A 14,425-nucleotide genomic window follows, 5' to 3' on the forward strand; every position below is an offset into this window, starting at 1 on the left:
CTAATCTGATTACTTCTGGATCTTGAAAGAGCTCTTTAAGGAAACGATACGGTTAAATACCGGCTCGCCCGGTTTGCTGTCCTTGCAGTCTGCGCAGAAGAAACCATTGCGCACGAACTGGAAGCTGTCGTAAGCCTTTGCCTCTGCAAGAGCCGGTTCCACATAACAGTTTTTTAAGATGGTAAGGGAATTCGGATTTAAGTTCAGGCTTCCATCCTCATTTAACTTGCCCTTCTCTTCATCGACAATGTTCTCGTACAGGCGTACCTCAACCTGCTTTGCAGTTTCGGCTGCAACCCAGTGGATGGTGCCCTTTACCTTGCGCTCGCAGAAGCCAGAACCGCTCTTGGTAGCCGGATCGTAAGTAGCGTGAACCACGGTAACATTGCCGTTTTCATCTTTCTCAAAGCCGGTACAGGTTACAAAGTACGCACTCATGAGACGAACCTCGTTGCCCGGGAACAGACGGAAGTATTTTCGCGGCGGCTCCTCCATGAAATCCTCACGCTCAATGTAAAGCTCTCTGCCAAACGGAACCATACGGGAACCAAGCTCCGGATTCTCCAGGTTGTTCGGAACCTCCAGCATCTCGGTCTGTCCCTCCGGATAGTTGTCGATCACCAGCTTCACCGGATCGAGGATTGCCATCATACGGGATTTTTTCAGTTTTAGTCCTCGCGGATGCAGTACTCCAACATTGCGTAATCAACAGAGCTGTTTGCCTTGGAAACACCAACCAGGTCTACGAACTTGCGGATAGACTCCGGAGTGTAGCCACGTCTGCGCAGGGCAGCGATGGAAACCAGACGCGGGTCATCCCAGCCGTCTACGATGCCATCTTCCACCAGTTTCTTAATATAACGCTTACCGGTAATGACATTGGTCAGATACAACTTTGCAAACTCAATCTGGCGCGGCGGGTTCTCGAACTCACACTCACGTACCACCCAGTCATACAGTGGACGGTGGTCCTCAAACTCCAGGGTACAGATGGAATGGGTGACATGCTCGATCGCATCCTCGATCGGATGTGCAAAGTCATACATCGGGTAAATGCACCATGCATCCCCAGTGTTATGGTGAGTCATACGTGCCACACGGTAGATAACCGGATCTCTCATGTTGATGTTCGGAGATGCCATATCGATCTTCGCACGCAGAACCTTTTCACCATCCTGGTACTTGCCCTCTTTCATCTCCTCAAAGAGCTTTAAGTTCTCTTCGATACTGCGGTTGCGGTACGGGCTCTCCTTACCAGGGGTAGTAAAGTCACCGCGGTACTCACGGATCTGGTCTGCAGTCAGGTCGCAGACGAATGCTTTTCCCTTCTTAATTAAAAGAACGGCACACTCATACATCTGCTGGAAATAGTTGGATGCAAAGAACAGTCTGTCCTCGAAATCGGCACCCAGCCACTGTACATCAGCCTTGATGGATTCCACGAACTCGGTTTTCTCCTTGGTCGGGTTGGTGTCGTCGAATCGTAAGTTAAACTTGCCGTGATACTTCTGGGCAAGACCATAGTTTAATAAAATAGACTTTGCATGTCCGATATGCAGGTAGCCGTTCGGCTCCGGCGGGAAACGGGTCTGGACATGATCATAAACACCCTCAGCCAGATCCTTGTCGATCTCCTGCTCGATAAAGTTCTTGGAAACAACATCTTTCTCTTCCGCTGTCTCTAAAACTTCTTTTTCTTTTTCCATCGTGAAGTCCTCCATACTGTTTGCGGACGTCTTGCTTTATGCCGCATGATAATAACTTATCATAACACATTTCCATGAAATGGGAAAGGGGGTAAATGGGTTCCAAATTTTTTTCATTTTTTTCAAAAATACTGTTGACAATCCGTAAATCCCATGCTATATTATACGAGGTTCGCTGCTGTGGCTCAGTCGGTAGAGCGTCGCATTGGTAGTGCGGAGGTCACGGGTCCGATTCCCGTCAGCAGCTCTTTCATAAAAGCAGAAATCCTTACATCTTAAGGATTTCTGCTTTTTCTTTTAATCTGATTCCAAGATCTCATCCATCATCAGGATTTCCATATCTGATTTTCCCTTCAGCTTAATACTGGTTCCCAGGGATGTTACACGGATACGCCCTTCCAGACAGTCTGCTACCTCGCGGGATATGAAAATCGTACGGGCCGGGGCATTTGCCTCCAGACGTGCCGAGGTATTGACCGTATCACCGATGGCAGTATAATCCATGCGCTGCGGAGAACCGATATTTCCAACCACCGCATCTCCTACATGAACCCCGATGCCAAAGGATACGGTTCGCCCATATTTTTCCATCAGGACTTTAGAAAGCTCATCGGAGCCCTGGCGCATATCTTCTGCTGCCCGGACAGCCTTCATCACGTAGTCCTCCTGCGGAAGCGGAGCTCCCCAGAATGCCATGGCTGCATCGCCGATGAATTTGTCCAGTGTTCCTCCGTTTCGCATAATACAGTCCGCGATCAGAGTCAGATACTGATTTAAGATCTCTACCACCTCGACAGCTGTAACATCAAATTACATTTTTTCTTTTTAAATAACGCTATCACTCTTTTTCCCAACAGCGGCTTTCCCTAAACAGCCGGGTCAGCTCCGGATCCAGCTTTCCTTCTTTGTCTGCCATAATATCCAGGATTCCAAGTGCCTTTTCCACGGGCATGCCCGGCTTGTACGGCCGGTCATCTGCCACCAGCGCATCAAATATATCCAGGATCGTGATGATGCGCACCTCCATCGGGATCTGCTCTGCCATCAGATGCTCCGGATAACCGCTTCCGTTTAAAAGCTCGTGATGACCAGCCGCCCATTCCCTTACATGGGACAGCTCTTTGGAGAAACGGATCTCAGAAAGCAGCTTGTCGGTGATGACCACATGACTTTCCATGACAGCACGTTCTTTCTCCGACAAAGTTCCCTTGCGGATCATAAGCATCTGAAATTCTTCCTCCTCAAGCCACGGCTTTTCGCTGCCATCCTCTTCCGTATAGGTTTTCTCACGGATTCGGCAGATCTCCTCCCGCAGATCGTCCGGGCAAAATCCGGCTGTATTGGCACGAAGAATGCTGTCCCCGGCCTGTTTTAATTCTTCCAGCCGCTTTTCCAGGGCTTCCCCGGAAATAGCTCCTTTTAAGCATGCAATCTGTGCCAGCAGGCGCATCTTCTCAAAGCGGTGCAGGATTTCGGACTTCTGCTCCGGCAGCAGTCTCGCCTCTTTATTCATGACCTCCAGCGGGATTACCAGCTTTCCGATATCGTGCAGCCAGACACTCATAAGAAGCTCGTGCCTGTGTTCCGCGTCAAACCATGGTTCCCTGCCCTCTGCTTTCGCCGTTTCATTGAGATAATCAATAAAATGACGTCCGTATTCCACCATATGGCGTGTATGACTTGCATTGTAAGGGGTTCTTTCGTCAACCGCGGAGGACATGACGCGTACGAAAGACTCGAACAGTTCCTTGATATTCTCAATATAAAGAACATTCTGAATGGTAATGGCTGCCTGAGAAGCTACGGATTCCACCGCCGGAATGATATCTGCCGGAAAAGCGCAGATATTCCCCGCTGCATCCATAGCGTTGATGAGCTGGATCACACCAAGGCGCTCTCCCTGCCGGTTATGCATGGGAACTACCAGCATGGACTGGGGGTGATATCCGGTCATGGCATCATAACGGACCGGACCGGAGAAATCGTACTCCGTTGAAGTCCGCACATTTTCAATGCAGACAGTCCTGTTTTCCAGATAACACATGGCACAGACATTTTCCCTGCTCATCCTGATCGGAGGAAGATTTGGTTCCTTTCCATCTCCTCCCTCACAGGTGTGCATGGTATTGTTGCACATGATTTTGAATCGCAGCAGATCCCCGTCTGCCAGATAAAGAGTTCCGGCATCGGCGTGAGTCAGTTCCATGATCCGGTTTAAGATCATCTCCAGTAGCCGGTTATAATCCTTTTCCGAAGAAATGGCTGTGCCGATCTCCAGAATGCTTTGCATTTCCTTTTGCGTCATAAGTAGCTCCTCCAGATTTTCAGTTCAGGCTATTCTCCAAACCGTATTTTTGTCTTTCTGTTGGCAGTCATCCTTGCCCATGTACTTTGAGAGCCATACCCTCCCGCGCAAACAGACAGGCCGGATCCTGCGCCAGTGATATTTTCTCCTGCTCTCGCAGAAACGTATCCTGATAGCTCCGTTCATAATGCATGAAAAGCGCCTGCTGCGCTCCGCTTGCCTGCCGCAGTTTCCGGCACCGTTCGATGGAGCCATGTCCCCATCCCTGCCTGAGCAAAAGCTCCGCCTCCGTATAACAGGCATCACAGATCAGCAGGCCACAGGCTCCGGCAAACTCTTTCAGTTTCTGAAACATCGCATCGGTCAGCTCGCAGTCAAGCCCGTACACGACGCTGGCTGGCTCAGACCCTTGCGTTGCCTCCTCCAGCCTGTATAAGATGCTTCCGCCCGGATGTACGCCGCTAAGTGTTTGCACCTGGATCTGATCCTCCAGCAAAAACACGTCTCCCGCCTGAATTTCATGAAACCGGATAATGGCCGGAAGCTGATCTAACGGAAGCGGCCAGTAAGGCGGTCCAAACATCTGGCACAGGCATTCCTTCAGACTTTTCTCTCCCGGACGCTCCCCATAAATATGGACTTCCATCTGCGGATCAAAAAGAAAGGAACTGCCGTACAGTCCCATCAGATGATCCATATGGAAATGACTGAGCAGAAGATCCAGACGTCTGCGCTTTCCATCCATATTTTTTCATTATAATCCATGATCCGTCCCAATGGAAGCCCGAAAACTTTATATTTTCCGGCACCGTGTGGCCTGTCGTTTCATACAGTACAGTAAAAAGCAATGAGGCGCAATATGGCTGAAAATGATACACATTACAATGGAACTTCTGATATGAGTGACAACGATGCGGCGGCTCCGCTTCCGGAACTGGAAGAAGAAAAGGCAGTCTATCCGGACGATGCAGCAAATATCCCTGTGGCTCCGCTGCCGGAGCCCGGTGAGGGCGGACCGGTCTATCCGGGAAACAGCACAAGCGGAGCCATCGGCGGAAACTGGGACTGGGGCAATAACAGCAACAACCACTGGGGACATCATGGAAACAACTGGGGCAACAGCTTCCTGCCTCTTACTCCCACGAACCCCGCAATTTCCCCGCGTTATTACGGACAGGTGCGTTTCTTAAATGCCTCCACCAACAGCTTTGCCGTCAACATCACCATTGATGGTACTGCGTATGCCATCAATTCCCGGTTTGGCACCATCTCGAACTATGACTGGATCTCGGATGGTTTCCATACGGTTACCGTCCGCCGTGCCTCCGGCATGCGTTCCGTGCTTCTTCGGCAGAACTTTCCGTTTACCGCCGGCAAAAAGGTAACTATGGTTCTGGTAGATTCCGCCTCCGGCGGTCTGGAAATGGTACAGATTTCTGACACCGGCTGTAATACCCGCGCCTATAATACCGGCTGCTACCGCTTTGCCAACATGACCTACAGCGGCTCCCGGTATGATCTGCTGCTTTACGGCGGCGAAACCATATTCCGGAACGTGGCCTTCCAGACCGTTACCCCATATAAGCAGGCCATGGCCGGTACCTACCAGTTCTACGTAACAAGCTCAGGCAATTACTCCTTCCTGCGCGAGATTCCGATCATAGTCATTGGCTTTGGCGGCTCCGGCACCATTGCCGGAAACAATCAGGCAGAGGCACTGCTCTCCGCACAGATTGAAATTGTAGCCGGCCAGAATTATACCTCGTATCTGATCGGGAACACCTGGTCCGATATCGGTCTGCGGCTGCTGACCGTAGAGGATTCCTGATTTTGTTCACAAAAGAATGTGCCTTGGCACATTCTCACGGAGTGTTTTATATGATAGGACGTAATTTCCTATCATATGAAAAAGGCGCTCTGGCAGCAAATTCCACTGCCAGAACGCCTTTTTCGCATCCTGTCTTCTATTATAGCCTTGCCAGCTTCTTTTCCATCAGCTCACCGTTGCTGCTGTAAATAACAGCATTTTCCCTGCTGATCTTTCCATCCTTAAACAGCTTTATGAGGCTGTTGTCCATGGTGATCATGCCTTCCTCCTGGGAGGTAGCGATGATATTATCGATCTGGTGGATCTTGGACTCACGGATCAGGTTTCGGATCGCATTGTTAAAGAACATAACCTCAAAGGCAGGGACCACACCGCCCTCCACCTTCGGGATCAGCTGCTGGGAAACCACGGCCTGCATGACCATGGAGAGCTGTGCCCGCACCTGTTCCTGCTGTGCCGGCGGGAAGCTGTCAATGATTCGGTCTATGGTGTTGGCCGCGCCGACTGTGTGCAGGGTAGAAATGACCAGATGACCGGTCTCTGCCGCAGTCAGTGCTGTCTTGATCGTTTCTTCATCGCGCATCTCACCAACCAGAATAACATCCGGTGCCTGACGGAGCGCTGCGCGAAGACCCGTCACGTAGCTTTCGGTATCCAGGCCGATCTCTCGCTGGGTAACAACACTCTGATTATGCCGGTGCAGGTACTCGATCGGATCCTCCAGCGTGATCACATGCACGTTGCGTGTCTTATTGATCTGGTCAATGATACAGGCCAGCGTGGTACTCTTACCGCTTCCCGCAGGTCCCGTTACCAGAACAAAGCCCTTCGTCATATGGGAAATATCGATCACCACCTGAGGGATGTTCAGATTTCGAAAATCCGGCAGGTCAAATGTGATCACACGGATGATTGCAGCCAGAGAACCTCTCTGACGGAATACATTGACACGGAAACGGGAAACGCCCGGAAGTGCCATTGCAAAGTCATCGTCACCGCATTCCACGACATGATCCATGCTGCGGTTATTTGCCAGTGCGTAAATTTCCCGCACCATCTCTTCAATTTCTTTCGGAAAAATCTTTTCGTCACTCTGATACATGATCTTTCCGCCCACCTTCCAGGAAAGCGGCATGCCTGGGATCAGGAATATATCTGCCGCACCCTGTTCTACTGCATTGCGCAGTACATCTTCTGTAAACAAAGGCACTCCCTCCTGCTTTAATTGCCACTCCATACCGGAATGGACTGATCGATCTCATAGTCTTCCTGGTGATATACCTTCCAGGAAAGCACCTGATACGTTTTCTGTTCCCAGTCCAGCGCCAGTTCTACCCGGAGCGCCTGACCTGCATTCATGGCCACATCGGTACAATAGGTGCCGGAAGCACTCTGCAGATATGGCATAAGACTGTCTTTGTCGCCCTTTAAGAGCGCCTGGTCTGCCAGCTGTAAAAATGCCTCTCCCGCCGCATCCGCGCGGTAGTATTCCTGCACCGAATCTGCGCTTCTGCGGGAAAGTGCGTCCTCCCGCTTTGCGTTGCCAAGGGACAATACACTGAATGTCACCAGGCAAAGCACAATAAAGATCAGGATCAGACTGGAACTTCCGATATTCGCTTTTCTTCTGATTTCCTGTTTTGCCATCTGTCTCATCCTCCGGATGTTTCCTGTGATCCTCCACCTGCTGTCCGGCCCGGTTCCTTGTTTTTCCCATTTGGCGTCCGCCTGGCTATGGTCTCACATATTTCGCTGCTTCCAGCACAAACAGTTCTTCGCCGCGTTCTCCGGCTTCCCGGATCACAATCTGAAGATTTTGCATGCCGGTATCCTGCACGGACTCTGTCAGGACACCCGTATAGACCGCCGCAGCAGGGTCTTGTGTCTCTTCCCAGTCTGCATTCCAGTAGCGGTCCTGCTTCCCATCCATGCGCTCATCTGAAAGCTTCCAGAGCTCTGCCTCCGACTGTGCCGCGCTGACAGCATGGTCACGCTCCCAGGCTAGACGGCTCATCCGGTCTGATTTTGCAAATGCAAGAATGCAGGTAGATGCGCAGAGCATAAAGAAAAATACGACTACCATCATTTCCATCAGGAAAATGCCGGAGCCGGAACCACCTCGTTTATTCGTCACTCCGTCACCGCCCTTCCGCTGCGCAAAGATAACGTCAGACTGCCTCCGCCTGTTCCCATGGTTTTTACATGAAGCAACGCGCCATCCTGCTCTAATTCCAGACCGTCGCATTCCAGAATTTCCAGACCGTCTGCAAGCCCGAGTCCACTGTCTTCATAGGTAAATAACTCGCGGATGCTGCCCTCAAAATAGTAGATCCAGGTGACGTAGTCCCCGCCTTCGATGCTTTCCCGGATTTCCAGAACCTGCTGTCCGTCAATCGTTTTTACATCTACACAACCTTCCGTATCGCCCTGTCGTACCTTGTTCGCCACGTACTGGAGCGCGACACTTCCGGTATAAGTCTGGTCCATACGCCTGCTGATATTTTCATACACCTTGCTTCCTGCAAGTACCGTAAACAGGGCACACATGATGAAGACAAGGAACAGGAGCATGGTAAAGAGGACACTCATGGTCTGTCCGTCGTTGCGGTTATGGCTGCCAGTCATTGTCTTCACCTCCTTCTACAGGGATCACGGTGATGTCTGGCATGATATTGGAAGCGAAACCGCTGTAGAACACGTTGTAGCGTTCCCGGTCGATCTGGATTCCATAATGCTCCTCCAGGTATTCCACGCTCGGCGGATAACGCCCTTCAATCGCATAACACTGTACAGAAGCCTGGCGGATCGCCTTGATCAGGGTATCAGAGCCTCTGACTTTGCACGGCCCAGGAAGGAAAACACTCCGTTCACAAACAGGCCCATGACCGCGCCGAACACGATCACAGAGGCAATGCATCCAGCCAGGAACCGCTTATCCCATTTTTTTTTCATGTTCATCCCTCCGTCAGTCTCAGCCTACCCCCGCCAGGATTCCTGCCAGCGGAAGCATAACAGAAAGAAGGATCAGCCGACTGCCACTGCCAGGACTGCCACCAGAGTAGGTTCCAGTCTTGCCACCATAGCATCAATGGAAGCATCTGCCTGCTGTTCATAGTCATCTGAAATTTCCTGCAGCACTTCGTCCATCTTACCGCTTCGCACACCTACTTTGATAAGCTGGATATGAAAGCTGCTGAACAGTCCGGATTCCTTCATGGCCTCATAATAGCCCTCACCCAGCTGCAGTTTTTCGCTGCAGACATCGATTTTTTCTGCCACCTTGCCATTGTCTACCAGCTCTCTTGCCAGCTCCATACCTTTATCCAGTTCCATACCGCTGCGAATGGTCAGTGCAAGCACTGCGGTGAAACGGCGGCCTGCAGCTGCCAGCGCTGTCTTGCTGTTTCGTTTCAGCCTCTCCATAAGCTTGTGAGCAATCGTCAATTCTTTTCCTGCGCCAGCCGCGATTGCCGCGATCAGGACTGCCACTGCCAGAAGTACAAACACCACCAGAGCTGCACCGCTTAAAATACCGCCAAGCCTGGAGGCCGCCTGGGAAAGCGGAGACATCTGTACACCAAGCTGTGCGTATACCTGCTCAAAAACCGGCATTACGCGGGTGAACAGGACAAATAGTACAATCAGAAGCATGCCGACCATCATCACCGGATAGGTAATAGCATTGCGGATATTTTTCATCATGTAATATTCTTTTTCATAATAATCTGCCAGGGACTCCATCATCTGGTCCAGGGTACCACTCTGCTGTCCCAGCTTTGCCATGCGCACCACGTAGGGCGGAAATGCGCCGGTACGTTCCAGGGATTCGAAGAACGGGTCGCCCAGCTCTACATCTTCCCCCATGGTGTGAAGGAGCTTCTTTTCCTCTTCGGTAGGAGCATCGTCTGCCATCAAATACAGTCCTTCATCTAACGGAACTGCCGCTTTTAACAGAATCGATACCTGAAGGCAGAATGCCGACAGTTCCCGTCCGGTATAAACTTTCGCTGCCATAGTCCTCTCCCCTTATGCCTTAGTAAGTATATTTTGCCTGATAATTGGATCCGTTTCCAATGTACTGCCTGATAGACTCACTCTGTCCTCCTGAGGAAGCAAAGGTCGGGTCCATCAGAGACCAGTTGTGTCCGTCAAAGTAAATGAAGTTGTCGACCCAGCCTATATTATCGATGTAGACATTGACCCATGCGTGATACAGCCCGCCGCTGTAGCCGATAACCAGTTTCGTCGGGATATCCTGAGAACGCAGCATTGCTGTCATCAGAGCTGCATAGTCAAAGCATATGCCTGTTTTCTGCGCCAGCACCTGGTCCACATTCGGAAGATAACCGCTCTGTACCGAAGCGGCCTTGGCAGTGTCGTAGGTAATGTTGTTGATCACATAATTGTATACATTGGTAACCACGCCGATCGCATCTGCCGCAGAAGCCGCCAGCTCCGCGCCCTTATTGACTGCCGCGCTTCCGTTCCAGAAGTTTACATACTGGTTCGGGGTCAGGAATGGGGCAAACTCATCGCTCAAGCTGACCGATACATTCTGGCTCATAACCTGTGCGTACTGGTTGCCACTGACATTCTCGAAAATCTTGATGCTGTAGGTTCCGCTTCCCTCGGTAAACGGGAACACCTCGTAGGCATCACGCGCGTTTAAGTCGTACGTATAAGTGGTTGACTTTGCAATCTGGATCTTGATGCGGCTCTGTCCGCCGGTATACTTGATCATGACATAGCCCTTGGATGTATTGGATGCATCGATGGTGGCACGACCATTTCCATAGGTCACACTGCCGCTTGCCACCGGGGTACGCACATCGCTGCCTGCCGGTTTCTGGTAGAGCGGAACAGCTTCGTCCTCGATGACAGCCAGAGTCTCTGCTGCACCAGCGTCTGCCAGCCCCAGAGATTCCTGAGAATCTTCTGCAGTCTCCGTCACTGCTGCAGTTGCTTCACCTGTCTCTGCGGTTTCGGTCTTCTGTTCGTTTTCCACAGACTCTTTCCCATTTTCCGCAGATGCTGCGACGTTCGCAGAAGCCGCCGTTTCTGCCGGAACGCTACTGCCCGCGCACCCGTACAGCATAACTGCCGTCATCACAGCTGCTGCACTGACACAGATATTTCTTTTTTTCATACGTTAACACCTCTTTTGCGAAAACGCCCCTGGATCCCAGGAGTGCCTTGCTGCTAAACAATTTCATACATCTGGTAACTGCCTAGCAAATCTGTTCTTTTTAGTTCAGCCGCTGTCTCACGATCTCGTAAGCCAGAACTCCGGCTGCCACGGATGCATTCAGGGAGTCGATGTCGCCCTTCATAGGAATCGAAGCGATCATATCACATTTTTCACGGATGAGCTTGCCGACTCCGTTTCCTTCGTTTCCGATCACCAGACCGATCGGTCCTTTTAAATTCAGACGGTACATGACTTCACCGCCCATATCCGCGCAGACAAACCATAAGCCACGTTTTTTCAGGTCTTCGATCGTCTGCGCCAGGTTGGTAACCTTTGCCACCGGCGTGTAGTTTAATGCACCAGCGGAGGTTTTTGCTACCGTTGCAGTAAGACCTGCCGCGCGGTGCTTCGGAATGATGACACCATGTGCACCTGCCAGGTTTGCGGTACGGATGATCGCGCCGAGGTTGTGCGGATCCTCAATTCCATCGAGCAGGAAGATAAACGGCGGCTCACCCTTTTCTTCTGCTGCCTTTAAGATGTCCTCTACCTCTGCGTACTCGTAAGCCGCAGCGTAGGCGATGACACCCTGGTGCTTTCCAGTCTCGGACATCTGGTCCAGGCGCTCTCTCGGCACGAAATTGATGATGGTATCGCCCTTTCTTGCCTCTCTTACGATGGTCTGGACCGGTCCGTCCTTGCAGCCATCCTGCACGAACAGCTTATCGATCGTTTTGCCGGAGCGGAATGCCTCTAACACGGCATTGCGTCCTTCAATGGTTAATTCTTCGTATCTCATGAAAGTTCTCCAATCTTTTCCAGTCCGTCCCGGATCAGCTCCAGGAGACGGTCGTGACGTGCCTGCAGGTACAGATAGCCGACAAGTGCCTCAAAGCCGGTTGCCATGCGGTAATCGATCATGGTGGCGTGCTTGGCCGTGGTGGCTGACTTGGCATTGCGCCCGCGCTTATAAACTGCCAGCTCTTCCTCGGTTAAGTCCTCCTGAATGGCTTTGATGATATTCGCCTGTGTCTCTGCCTTTACCAGACTGGCACTCTTTTTATGCATCTTGTTGACCTGCATGCTGCCGTGGTTGATGACCTTCGTGCGGATGAGCAGCTCGTAAACGGCATCTCCGATGTAGGCCAGCACCAGCGGCGAGTAGGTCCGCGGATCCACCGCTTCCAGCTTTAAAGCTTTCGCGATAGCCTCCTCGATCTTTATGCTCTCTTCCATTTTACACCCTCTCTGGTATCTTCCAGGATAATGCCCATATCCAGAAGCTGCTGGCGGATCTCATCGGCACGGGCAAAGTTTTTCTCTTTTCTTGCCTGCTGTCTTGCCGCGATCAGCTCCTCGATTTCGCTGTCCAGAACCTCTGCCTTGCGTTCGGTAATGATACCAAGAACATCGCTCAGTTTGCTGATGGTTTCCTTAAGCAGATCTACATAGGCTTTGCTGCTTTCTTCGTTTGCGGTGCTGTTTGCCAGCTTAACCAGCTCGAAGATTGCAGAAACCGCATCTGCTGTGTTGAAGTCATCGTCCATAGCTGCCTCGAATTTTGCGATCAGCTCGTTCACGGTCTTCTGGTTCTCCTGCTCTGTCTCAGTCAGTGCATCGCCGGATACCTTGCCCTGCAGCTCTTTTAACTTTTCAACAGAAGTGATGATACGCTCCAGTCCGTTCTTGGAAGCCTCCATGAGCTCCGCACTGAAGTTGATCGGGCTGCGGTAGTGGGCGCTCAGCATAAAGAAGCGCAGAACCTGAAGGTCATACTTTTCACCGATCTCGCGAACGGTAAAGAAATTTCCAAGAGACTTGGACATCTTCTTGTTATCGATGTTCAAGAAGCCATTGTGCATCCAGTAATTTGCAAAGGTCTTGTCGTTTGCTGCCTCAGACTGCGCAATCTCGTTCTCGTGGTGCGGGAAGATTAAGTCCTCGCCGCCTGCATGGATATCGATCTGCTCGCCCAGATACTTTTTGGACATCACAGAGCACTCAATGTGCCAGCCCGGACGGCCCTGGCACCACGGAGACTCCCAGTATGGCTCCCCGTCTTTTTTCGGTTTCCAGAGCACGAAGTCTGACGGATCCTCTTTATTTTCTTCACCGGTTACCTTCAGCTCACGGAAGCCGGACTGCATCTCATCTAAGTTCTTGTGGGAAAGCTTGCCATAGCCCTTAAAGGATTTGGTGCGGAAATATACGGTACCGTCTGCTGCCACATAAGCATGTCCCTTGTCGATCAGGGTCTGGATCATCTCCAGCATACCTGCGATCTCCTGGGTTGCCTGCGGGTGGGTGGTTGCCGGTTTTACATTCATGTCCGCCATGTCTTTCTTGCACTCTGCGATATAGCGTTTAGAGATGGTTTCCGCATCGACGCCTTCCTCAATGGCTTTTTTGATGATCTTGTCATCTACATCCGTGAAGTTGGAAACGTAGTTGACATCGTAGCCCTTATACTCGAAATAACGGCGCACAGTATCGAAAATGATCATCGGACGTGCGTTTCCGATATGGATAAAGTTGTATACAGTCGGGCCGCACACATACATTTTTACCTTTCCCGGCTCCAATGGCACAAACTCTTCTTTTCTTCTGCTCAGAGTATTAAAAATTTTCATAATCGTTTTCTCCTTGTCTTCTCCTACTATTTTGGCTGTTTCTTTCCTGTGCGGTCTCTGCCGCTGCTCACTTGCAGATGGCCTGCAGCAGGATTGCTGATGCTGTGCTTTTAGAATTATTCTTCTGCACTCTTACTGCCGCAACACCCCGGACAGCCGCCGCAGCCTCCGCTGTAAGCGTCGTCGCGGTATACCATGCGGTCATCTGCCGCAAAATCACGCATATGGGAAAGCAGGGTGATTGCCTGAGAGGAGATCCCCTCGCCGCTTCCGGTAAAGCCAAGCCCCTCTTCGGTCGTTGCCTTTACGCTCACCTGATTTACTTCCAGATGCAGCGCCTCTGCAATGTTTTTTGCCATCTGCGGACGGTAAGCTGCAAGCTTTGGCCGCTGCGCAATGATGGTTGCATCGATGTTTTCGATGATATACCCCTCTTTTTCCAACAGTGCACCTACCTCTTTTAACAGGGCAATGCTGGAGATTCCCTTATATTTCGGATCGGTATCCGGAAAATGCTGGCCAATATCTCCCAGTGCGGCAGCTCCCAAAAGAGCGTCCATGACTGCATGAACCAGCACATCCGCGTCGGAATGTCCGAGAAGACCTTTTTCATAAGGAACCATAACGCCTCCCAGAATCAGATCCCGACCCTCTACCAGCTTGTGGACGTCGTATCCTTGTCCAATTCGCATTGTTGTCTCTCCTTTATTTCTATTTCGTTTTTGTTTTGGTAACTGCGTGTTTGTTTTTCACAGTCCTGTTGCTCCA

General features: G+C 51.1%; 16 protein-coding genes, 1 tRNA gene and 1 pseudogene. 2 read left to right on the plus strand and 16 right to left on the minus strand.

All coding sequences use genetic code 11. The features are described from left to right. Positions 1–9: 9 nt before the first annotated feature. A pseudogene (locus tag DXA97_RS02560) lies at positions 10–1,706 on the minus strand (glutamine--tRNA ligase/YqeY domain fusion protein). A 174-nt stretch (positions 1,707–1,880) separates the two neighbouring features. Here DXA97_RS02560 and DXA97_RS02565 point away from each other — a divergent pair. After that, positions 1,881–1,953, plus strand: a tRNA-Thr gene (locus tag DXA97_RS02565). Positions 1,954–2,003: 50 nt separating this feature from the next. On the opposite strand, the gene DXA97_RS02570 is transcribed toward DXA97_RS02565, so the two are convergent. The 3 genes from DXA97_RS02570 to DXA97_RS02580 all read right to left on the minus strand — a co-directional run bounded on the left by DXA97_RS02570 (position 2,004) and on the right by DXA97_RS02580 (position 4,756). Further along, positions 2,004–2,495, minus strand: a complete 492-nt coding sequence (locus DXA97_RS02570; RefSeq protein ID WP_118718467.1) for an adenylate/guanylate cyclase domain-containing protein — start codon at positions 2,493–2,495, stop codon at positions 2,004–2,006. Between the two features lie 49 nt (positions 2,496–2,544). Further along, on the minus strand, positions 2,545–4,011 hold the full coding sequence (locus tag DXA97_RS02575; protein ID WP_118718468.1) for an HD domain-containing phosphohydrolase: 1,467 nt from the start codon (positions 4,009–4,011) through the stop codon (positions 2,545–2,547). A gap of 67 nt (positions 4,012–4,078) precedes the next feature. Then, entirely contained in the window at positions 4,079–4,756 is a 678-nt protein-coding gene (locus tag DXA97_RS02580) for an MBL fold metallo-hydrolase (protein WP_118718469.1), read from the minus strand. A 114-nt stretch (positions 4,757–4,870) separates the two neighbouring features. Here DXA97_RS02580 and DXA97_RS02585 point away from each other — a divergent pair, with 114 nt between their 5' ends. Beyond that, positions 4,871–5,839 (plus strand): DUF4397 domain-containing protein, encoded by a 969-nt coding sequence (locus tag DXA97_RS02585; protein ID WP_182436779.1) that lies wholly within the window; start codon positions 4,871–4,873, stop codon positions 5,837–5,839. A 139-nt stretch (positions 5,840–5,978) separates the two neighbouring features. On the opposite strand, the gene DXA97_RS02590 is transcribed toward DXA97_RS02585, so the two are convergent. The 12 genes from DXA97_RS02590 to ispF all read right to left on the minus strand — a co-directional run bounded on the left by DXA97_RS02590 (position 5,979) and on the right by ispF (position 14,349). Then, positions 5,979–7,043, minus strand: a complete 1,065-nt coding sequence (locus DXA97_RS02590) for a PilT/PilU family type 4a pilus ATPase (RefSeq protein ID WP_118718471.1) — start codon at positions 7,041–7,043, stop codon at positions 5,979–5,981. Positions 7,044–7,060: 17 nt separating this feature from the next. Beyond that, positions 7,061–7,486, minus strand: a complete 426-nt coding sequence (locus DXA97_RS02595; protein WP_177303307.1) for a short-chain dehydrogenase — start codon at positions 7,484–7,486, stop codon at positions 7,061–7,063. An 85-nt stretch (positions 7,487–7,571) separates the two neighbouring features. Next, a complete protein-coding gene (locus DXA97_RS02600) occupies positions 7,572–7,973 on the minus strand; it encodes a hypothetical protein (RefSeq protein ID WP_118718472.1) in 402 nt (133 codons plus the stop codon). Continuing rightward, positions 7,970–8,464: a DUF4860 domain-containing protein gene (locus DXA97_RS02605; protein ID WP_118543728.1), complete on the minus strand. Its 495-nt coding sequence runs from the start codon at positions 8,462–8,464 to the stop codon at positions 7,970–7,972. Before DXA97_RS02605 ends, DXA97_RS02600 begins: the two co-directional genes overlap by 4 nt. Beyond that, a complete protein-coding gene (locus tag DXA97_RS21820) occupies positions 8,448–8,591 on the minus strand; it encodes a hypothetical protein (protein WP_347561426.1) in 144 nt (47 codons plus the stop codon). The genes DXA97_RS02605 and DXA97_RS21820 overlap by 17 nt, the downstream gene beginning before the upstream one ends. A 62-nt stretch (positions 8,592–8,653) precedes the next feature. Next, complete coding sequence (locus DXA97_RS21825) at positions 8,654–8,791, minus strand: hypothetical protein (RefSeq protein WP_347561427.1); 138 nt, start codon at positions 8,789–8,791, stop codon at positions 8,654–8,656. Positions 8,792–8,863: 72 nt separating this feature from the next. Further along, positions 8,864–9,853: a type II secretion system F family protein gene (locus tag DXA97_RS02615; protein WP_347561428.1), complete on the minus strand. Its 990-nt coding sequence runs from the start codon at positions 9,851–9,853 to the stop codon at positions 8,864–8,866. 19 nt (positions 9,854–9,872) lie between these two features. Beyond that, complete coding sequence (locus DXA97_RS02620) at positions 9,873–10,985, minus strand: transglutaminase-like domain-containing protein (protein ID WP_243107530.1); 1,113 nt, start codon at positions 10,983–10,985, stop codon at positions 9,873–9,875. A gap of 100 nt (positions 10,986–11,085) precedes the next feature. Beyond that, the gene (gene rlmB / locus DXA97_RS02625; RefSeq protein ID WP_118543731.1) at positions 11,086–11,826 is read right to left on the minus strand and encodes a 23S rRNA (guanosine(2251)-2'-O)-methyltransferase RlmB; all 741 of its coding nucleotides are present in this window, start codon (positions 11,824–11,826) and stop codon (positions 11,086–11,088) included. Continuing rightward, positions 11,823–12,263 carry a ribonuclease III domain-containing protein gene (locus tag DXA97_RS02630; protein WP_118718473.1) on the minus strand — a complete coding sequence of 147 codons (441 nt, stop codon included), beginning with the start codon at positions 12,261–12,263 and terminating at the stop codon, positions 11,823–11,825. Before DXA97_RS02630 ends, rlmB begins: the two co-directional genes overlap by 4 nt. Next, on the minus strand, positions 12,248–13,657 hold the full coding sequence (cysS, locus tag DXA97_RS02635) for a cysteine--tRNA ligase (RefSeq protein WP_118718474.1): 1,410 nt from the start codon (positions 13,655–13,657) through the stop codon (positions 12,248–12,250). The genes DXA97_RS02630 and cysS overlap by 16 nt, the downstream gene beginning before the upstream one ends. Positions 13,658–13,773: 116 nt before the next feature. Further along, positions 13,774–14,349 (minus strand): 2-C-methyl-D-erythritol 2,4-cyclodiphosphate synthase, encoded by a 576-nt coding sequence (gene ispF / locus DXA97_RS02640; protein ID WP_118718475.1) that lies wholly within the window; start codon positions 14,347–14,349, stop codon positions 13,774–13,776. Positions 14,350–14,425: the final 76 nt, after the last annotated feature.

This window comes from Clostridium sp. OF09-36 (assembly GCF_003481985.1).
Lineage (GTDB): Bacteria > Bacillota > Clostridia > Lachnospirales > Lachnospiraceae > Brotaphodocola.

Bases quoted from the DNA above. Each gene is read 5' to 3' on its own strand.
- DXA97_RS02575 (WP_118718468.1), bottom strand. From the start codon at position 4,011: ATGACGCAAAAGGAAATGCAAAGCATTCTGGAGATCGGCACAGCCATT.
- DXA97_RS02580 (WP_118718469.1), bottom strand. From the start codon at position 4,756: ATGGATGGAAAGCGCAGACGTCTGGATCTTCTGCTCAGTCATTTCCAT.
- DXA97_RS02585 (WP_182436779.1), top strand. From the start codon at position 4,871: ATGGCTGAAAATGATACACATTACAATGGAACTTCTGATATGAGTGAC.
- DXA97_RS02595 (WP_177303307.1), bottom strand. From the start codon at position 7,486: ATGGCAAAACAGGAAATCAGAAGAAAAGCGAATATCGGAAGTTCCAGT.
- DXA97_RS02605 (WP_118543728.1), bottom strand. From the start codon at position 8,464: ATGACTGGCAGCCATAACCGCAACGACGGACAGACCATGAGTGTCCTC.
- DXA97_RS21825 (WP_347561427.1), bottom strand. From the start codon at position 8,791: ATGAAAAAAAAATGGGATAAGCGGTTCCTGGCTGGATGCATTGCCTCT.
- DXA97_RS02615 (WP_347561428.1), bottom strand. From the start codon at position 9,853: ATGGCAGCGAAAGTTTATACCGGACGGGAACTGTCGGCATTCTGCCTT.
- DXA97_RS02620 (WP_243107530.1), bottom strand. From the start codon at position 10,985: ATGAAAAAAAGAAATATCTGTGTCAGTGCAGCAGCTGTGATGACGGCA.
- rlmB (WP_118543731.1), bottom strand. From the start codon at position 11,826: ATGAGATACGAAGAATTAACCATTGAAGGACGCAATGCCGTGTTAGAG.
- DXA97_RS02630 (WP_118718473.1), bottom strand. From the start codon at position 12,263: ATGGAAGAGAGCATAAAGATCGAGGAGGCTATCGCGAAAGCTTTAAAG.
- cysS (WP_118718474.1), bottom strand. From the start codon at position 13,657: ATGAAAATTTTTAATACTCTGAGCAGAAGAAAAGAAGAGTTTGTGCCA.
- ispF (WP_118718475.1), bottom strand. From the start codon at position 14,349: ATGCGAATTGGACAAGGATACGACGTCCACAAGCTGGTAGAGGGTCGG.